Genomic DNA, 5,682 nt, shown 5'->3' on the forward strand with positions numbered 1-5,682 from the left:
GCGATTTGCGGCACGCAAATCGCCCCCCTCTCCCTCCCGTCGCCGACGGCGACGGGCCCCTCCCTCCCCCGCAAGGGGGGAGGGGTAAGAACGGGCAAAGCCTACCGCTGCTCGGCGCCCGGCACCGCGACATCGGCCACCGCGGTCGCCTCGTGCCCGCTGGCGAAGTGCAAGGTCAGCGGCACCTTCTCGCCGGCGTGGACATTGGGCACCAGCCCGAACAGCATGACATGCTTGCCGCCCGGCGCGAACTTCACTTGCGAGCCGACCGGCAGGTCGACACTGGCGATTGTCGTCATCTTCGCCATGCCCGCGGCATCCTTGGTGCTTTCGTGCAGTTCGGCCCGGTCCGCCGCCCGGGTGGAGACGCCGACCAGCGTTTCCGCCTCGCGCCCGCCATGCAGGGTGAAGTACGCCGCCCCCGGCTGGCCGGCCACCGCCGGCAGGCGAATCCAGGCCCCGTCCACCTTCACGCCATCCGCCTGGGGCGAGCACGCCCCCAGCGTCAGAACCGCTACAAGCCCCGCCAGAGTGCGCATTCGGCATCCTCCCTCGTTTGATTTGAGAAATCTTGTAGAAACCCGGGCGTCTTGCGGCAAGGCACGACGCACCTATATCCCCCCTCGGACATCTGGACGGCGGTCGCCTCTTCTGGGGCCGGCATCCAGGTAACGCTTATGAACCCTTTTGTTTCGATTGTGGGGGCCAACGAGGACCATGGCTAAAGTTATCGGTATCGACCTGGGCACGACCAACAGCTGCGTTGCTGTGATGGAAGGCGGCAAGCCCAAGGTCATCGAGAATGTCGAAGGCGCACGCACCACGCCGTCGATCGTCGCCTTCGCCAAGGATGGCGAGCGCCTGATCGGCCAGCCGGCCAAGCGCCAGGCGGTGACCAACCCGGACAGCACCATCTTCGCGGTGAAGCGCCTGATCGGCCGCCGCTTCGACGACCCCGTGACCAAGAAGGACACCGAGCTGGTGCCCTACACGATCGCGCGCGGTCCGAACGGCGACGCCTGGGTCAAGGCCGGCGGCGAAGAGTACAGCCCGTCGCAGATCTCGGCCTTCATCCTGCAGAAGATGAAGGAAACCGCCGAATCCTATCTCGGCGAGAGCGTGACGCAGGCCGTCATCACCGTACCGGCCTATTTCAACGACGCCCAGCGCCAGGCAACCAAGGACGCCGGCAAGATCGCCGGCCTCGAAGTGCTGCGCATCATCAACGAGCCGACCGCGGCCGCGCTCGCCTATGGCCTCGACAAGGACAACAACAAGACCATCGCGGTCTATGACCTTGGCGGCGGCACCTTCGACATCTCGGTGCTCGAAATCGGCGACGGCGTGTTCGAAGTGAAGGCGACCAACGGCGACACCTTCCTCGGCGGCGAGGACTTCGACTCGACGGTCGTCCAGTATCTGGCCGACGAGTTCAAGAAGGCCGAAGGCATCGACCTGACCAAGGACAAGCTGGCCCTGCAGCGCCTGAAGGAAGCGGCCGAGAAGGCGAAGATCGAGCTGAGCTCGGCGCAGACCACCGAGGTCAACCTGCCCTTCATCACCGCCGACCAGAACGGCCCGAAGCACCTGGTGAAGACGATCACCCGCGCCGATCTGGAGCGTCTGGTCGATGACCTGATCAAGCGCACCCTCGAGCCGTGCCGCAAGGCGCTGGCCGATGCGGGCGTCAAGGCCGAGGCAATCGACGAAGTCGTGCTCGTCGGCGGCATGACCCGCATGCCCAAGGTCCGTCAGGTCGTGAAGGACTTCTTCGGCAAGGAGCCGCACACCGGCGTGAACCCGGACGAAGTCGTCGCCATCGGCGCGGCGATCCAGGCCGGCGTGCTGCAGGGCGACGTCAAGGACGTGCTGCTGCTCGACGTGACTCCGCTGAGCCTCGGCATCGAGACGCTGGGCGGCGTGTTCACCCGCATGATCGACCGCAACACCACGATCCCGACCAAGAAGTCGCAGGTCTACTCGACTGCCGATGACAATCAGCAGGCGGTGACGATCCGCGTCTTCCAGGGCGAGCGCGAGATGGCGGCCGACAACAAGCTGCTCGGCCAGTTCGACCTGGTCGGCATCCCGCCGGCGCCGCGCGGCGTGCCGCAGATCGAAGTCACCTTCGACATCGACGCCAACGGCATCGTCAACGTGTCCGCCAAGGACAAGGGCACCGGCAAGGAGCAGCAGATCCGCATCCAGGCCTCGGGCGGCCTGAACGACTCCGACATCGAGCAGATGGTGCGCGATGCCGAGAAGTTCGCCGAAGAGGACAAGAAGCGGCGTGCCGCGGCGGAGGCCAAGAACAACGCCGAGAGCCTCGTCCACACCACCGAGCGTCAGCTCGCCGAGAATGGCGATAAGGTCGACGCGGCGCTGAAGGGCGAGATCGAGGCGGCGATCGCCGAGACCAAGTCGGCGATCGAGAGCGGCGACGCCGATGCGATGACCGCCAAGGCGCAGAACCTCGCCCAGGTGGCGATGAAGCTCGGCCAGGCGATCTACGAGAAGCAGGCTGCCGAAAACGCCTCGCCGAACGCGGGTGCCGCGGCCGGCGGCGAAGCCGGTGGCGAAGACGTGGTCGACGCCGAGTTCTCGGAAGTGGACGACAACAAGGCGTAACGGATGCCCCTCCCTCTCCCCGCCGGGGAGAGGGCCGGGGATGGGGGGAGCGGGCATGGTCGATGCGATCCGGCATCGGCATGGTCTCTCTCCCCGTCCCTTGATGGGGAGAGGGCTTGCTGGATGACCACCGAAGTCGATTATTACGAACTGCTCGAAGTCGAGCGCACTGCGGACGATGCGACGATCAAGTCGTCCTACCGCAAGCTCGCGATGAAATATCACCCGGACAAGAATGCCGGGTGCAAGGATTCCGAGGCCAAGTTCAAGGCGATCAGCGAAGCCTATGACTGCCTGAAGGACCCCCAGAAGCGCGCGGCCTATGACCGCTTCGGCCATGCCGCCTTCCAGAACGGCGGCGGCGGCCATGCCGGCGGCCAGGGCGATTTCGGCGCGTTCAGCGACATTTTCGAAAGCGTGTTCGGCGAGTTCATGGGCGGCGGGCGCGGCGGCGGCCGGCCCCAGCGGCGCGGCGCCGATCTGCGTTACGACATGGAAATCTCGCTCGAACAGGCCTTCCACGGCCATTCGACCGAGATCACCATCGACGTCTCGGGCCCCTGCGACAGCTGCAATGGCTCGGGCGCGACGCCCGGCACCAAGGCCAAGACCTGCACCACCTGCGCCGGCCACGGCAAGGTGCGCGCGCAGCAGGGCTTCTTCATGGTCGAGCGCACCTGCCCCGCCTGCCACGGCGCGGGCGAGGTGATCGCCGAGCCCTGCCGAACGTGCCGCGGCGAGGGCCGCACCGACAAGACCAAGACGCTCAAGATCGAGATTCCGCCCGGCGTCGACGAAGGCACCCGCATCCGCCTGACCGGCGAGGGCGAGGCCGGCGCGCGCGGGGCGCCGGCGGGCGATCTCTACATCTTCCTCCATGTGACGCGCCATGCGCTCTACGAGCGGCAGGGCACGACGCTGTACGCCAATGCGCCGATCAGCTTCACCACGGCCGCGCTGGGCGGCGAGATCCGTATCCCGGGCCTCGACGGCGCGGAACATGTGATCAAGATCCACGCCGGCACCCAGTCCGGCCGCGAGATGCGCCACCGCGGCGCCGGCATGCCGGTGCTCCAGGGCCGCGGCCGCGGCGACCTGGTCGTGCGGCTGGAGGTCGAGACGCCGACCAAGCTGACGGCCAAGCAGCGCGAGCTGCTCGAGGAATTCCGCAAGACCGAAACGGGCGAGGAATGCCCGCAGTCGAGCGGCTTCTTCGCCAAGCTGAAGGCGGCGCTCGGTTGAGTTTGCAAGACCGTACCTACCAGCCGTCATTCCGGCGAAAGCCGGAATCCATTGGGGTCACCAGCGCGGCCGGAGCCGAAACCGAGTGGCGAATGGATCCCGGCTTCCGCCGGGATGACAGGCCGGTGGCATGACCCCGCGCGAACTGCTCGACACCGCCGACGTCCCCGGCGGCGAACCGCTGCGGCTGTTCCGCCGGGGCGACGATCACATGATCGTGCTTGAACGCAACGAGCTGATGAACAGCCGGATGAGCGGTTCGGAAGAAGCGCTGGCGGTGATGACGCTCGAGCGCCTCGGCAAGCGCGAGGCGCGGGTGCTGATCGGCGGATACGGCATGGGCTTCACCCTGCGTGCCGCGCTTGGCGTTCTCGGCAGCAACGCCAGGGTGACGGTGGCCGAGCTGGTCCCCAAGATCGTCGACTGGGCGCGCGGTCCGATGGCGGCGCTGACCGACGGGTGTCTTGACGATCCGCGCGTGAAGGTGGTGTTCGACGATGTCGGCCGGGTGATCGCCGACGGGCAGAATGCCTATGACGCGATCCTGCTCGACGTCGACAACGGGCCCGACGGGCTGACGCGCGTCGGCAACGACAGCCTCTACTCGATGCGCGGCCTCGATTCCGCGCGGCAGGCGCTCCGCCCCGGCGGCATTCTGGCGGTATGGTCGGCGGCACCTGACCCCGCCTTTGCCCGCCGGATGCGCGATAGTGGCTTCCAGGTCGAGGAAGTCGCCGTCCGCGCCCGCCAGAACGGCAAGGGCCCGCGGCACGTCATCTGGTTCGGCAAGCGGCGGTAAGGCGTCCGGCGCCGGGTATCCGCGCCTCGTTTACCCCGATCCGACGGAAACTCCCGTGCTCCTTCGAAAGCAGGAGCACGGGTTGGCGGGGTCTACCGTGAGCTTCTGGCAGTTCCCGCCCCAGTGGCGGACATAGTCCTGCACTGATAACCTACTCGGATGAACTGGCCGGCTCTCGTCATCGCCGCAATATGTAGTGGATTGCTATGCTTTGGATTCGGGACAGGCACTATGCCGTTCCCCGCATGGGGGGCTTCGAGTCCTGATCGAGTCGACAACCCTCGGGAGTTCTGGATTCTAGCCGCTCTGTACGGGGTTCTGATTGCTGTCTCGCTCAGTGCGTTCGTTGGAGTACTGCGCTAATTGCGGAGCGACCGCTTTCCACCAACTCCACCCATAAGCGCGGCTCGCGCTCCCAAAACTTCCCCAGTCATCCCGTCTGCGGAACGACATGGCGGGCTCGTGCATTCCGAAGGGCGCACGTTCCCAGAAGGAAGTCCGACCATGTCCGATACGCCCGAAACCACCAGCCTGCTCGTCACCGCCCGCGTCGACGGGCTCAAGGTGCGCAGCCGCGACGGGGATTCGCTGGGGCAGGTCCAGGCATTCATGGTCGAGAAGGGCAGCGGGCGCACGCTCTACGCGGTGCTCAGCCTCGGCGGGTTCCTCGGCATGGGCAAGAGCTATTATCCCCTGCCCTTCGAGCTGATCTCCTACGATGCGACCGGCGACGACTATGTCGTCACGATCGACCGCCGCGTGCTCGAAGGCGGCCCGAGCTGGGCGAGCAACGCGCCGGAGTTCACGCAGGCCTATGCCGATCGCGTGTCCAACTATTACGGCCTTTCCGCCGCGCGCGTGGACCGGGTGCCGCTGGGTTGAGGGCCTGACCGGCGTAGATAGAGACAAGAGCGTTTCCTCCCCCGCCAGGGGGAGGTGGCCCGCGCAGCGGGTCGGAGGGGGAGGATGCCAGAACCTCTCGGGCCGGCGTGCTTCCTCCCCCCCCCCCCCCC

5 protein-coding genes are annotated in these 5,682 nt (G+C 66.8%); 4 read left to right on the forward strand and 1 reads right to left on the reverse strand.

Annotated features, from left to right (window positions below; genetic code table 11):
* Positions 1 to 101: 101 nt before the first annotated feature.
* Positions 102 to 539, reverse strand: a complete 438-nt coding sequence (locus tag SAZ01S_RS11975) for a copper chaperone PCu(A)C (RefSeq protein WP_084582505.1) — start codon at positions 537 to 539, stop codon at positions 102 to 104.
* A 178-nt stretch (positions 540 to 717) separates the two neighbouring features.
* On the opposite strand from SAZ01S_RS11975, the gene dnaK reads away from it, so the two are divergent.
* From dnaK to SAZ01S_RS11995, 4 genes are all read left to right on the forward strand, one after another.
* Positions 718 to 2,628: a molecular chaperone DnaK gene (gene dnaK / locus SAZ01S_RS11980; RefSeq protein WP_084582506.1), complete on the forward strand. Its 1,911-nt coding sequence runs from the start codon at positions 718 to 720 to the stop codon at positions 2,626 to 2,628.
* Between the two features lie 123 nt (positions 2,629 to 2,751).
* Positions 2,752 to 3,870 (forward strand): molecular chaperone DnaJ, encoded by a 1,119-nt coding sequence (dnaJ, locus tag SAZ01S_RS11985; protein WP_084582507.1) that lies wholly within the window; start codon positions 2,752 to 2,754, stop codon positions 3,868 to 3,870.
* 130 nt (positions 3,871 to 4,000) lie between these two features.
* Positions 4,001 to 4,669: a spermidine synthase gene (locus SAZ01S_RS11990; protein ID WP_084582508.1), complete on the forward strand. Its 669-nt coding sequence runs from the start codon at positions 4,001 to 4,003 to the stop codon at positions 4,667 to 4,669.
* A 504-nt stretch (positions 4,670 to 5,173) separates the two neighbouring features.
* Positions 5,174 to 5,551, forward strand: a complete 378-nt coding sequence (locus tag SAZ01S_RS11995; RefSeq protein WP_084582509.1) for a PRC-barrel domain-containing protein — start codon at positions 5,174 to 5,176, stop codon at positions 5,549 to 5,551.
* Positions 5,552 to 5,682 lie beyond the last annotated feature (131 nt).

This window comes from Sphingomonas azotifigens NBRC 15497, assembly GCF_002091475.1.
Taxonomy (GTDB): domain Bacteria; phylum Pseudomonadota; class Alphaproteobacteria; order Sphingomonadales; family Sphingomonadaceae; genus Sphingomonas; species Sphingomonas azotifigens.